The organism is Alteromonas sp. DY56-G5, from assembly GCF_041414725.1.
Classification (GTDB): domain Bacteria; phylum Pseudomonadota; class Gammaproteobacteria; order Enterobacterales; family Alteromonadaceae; genus Alteromonas; species Alteromonas macleodii.
In genome coordinates, this window is sequence record NZ_JANHZQ010000130.1 from 1 (window position 1) to 824 (window position 824).

Annotated in this window: 1 protein-coding gene; it reads right to left on the reverse strand. The window is 46.2% G+C overall.

The genetic code is table 11. The annotated features are described in order from the left end of the window. Positions 1 to 737: IS1634 family transposase (locus NO989_RS21855; RefSeq protein ID WP_371343200.1), on the reverse strand; the 737-nt coding region annotated here is incomplete at its 3' end. Positions 738 to 824 lie beyond the last annotated feature (87 nt).

Consider the following 824-nt stretch of genomic DNA (forward strand, 5'->3'; position numbering starts at 1 on the left):
ATAAACAATTGGTTCTGTGTTGCCAGGGCAGTGATAGATTCTTCGGTATAAAGCGCCGCATCGGCAACAAAATATCGGCATTGTTGTGCGGCCTTTAAACACTGAATATGGTGACGGGTGACTTCTGCAAAAGCTTTCTGGTCATTCGTATTGCCACTTAAAGCCTGCATATAGACAGGGATACCGGCTTGATTTTCACAAATCAGCTCCAGTATCACCTGGTTTAATTCTGGCCGGTGGTCCCGGCTGTAACCTTTAACCAGCTCAATGCGTTTAGTCTCGCTATCTTGTTCATCAACAGCGTATTCACCATCGACATGAAAACTGGTGATATCCAGGTGCACAGCGTTACTGGCTAACCCCAGAGTGTCGACCACTCGCTCAGCCATGACTTGATATAGCGACGACACGTCTGCTTCATAGAGGGCATCAAGACACCGACCAAGTACATCATCATTCAGGTGCTTGGCCTTTACACCCGGACCAATCAGGCGTTCAGTGGGTTTGTCAGCGAAAAAATCTGCAAACATGTGTAGGGTGCGACTGTGAAAACCCAAACCATTGAGAAGCATGGCGACAAAGGCTTCTCCATGAGTCACCTTATGCTCATTGTTTTTTGGGATAACCGCGTCAATCATCTTAGCGATACCAAGCTCCCGACACATACCGGATACTAAACCAAGATGGTCCATGCGTTTGATAGTTAACCCTGATAGGGAGGAAGTAGAAATAGCCATTTTGCTGCACCCAAAGATGAGTAATAGATCAAAATGGGGGATCGGTGTCAAGAAAAATAAATCAGTTAATTAGGTGCGGAATGACGG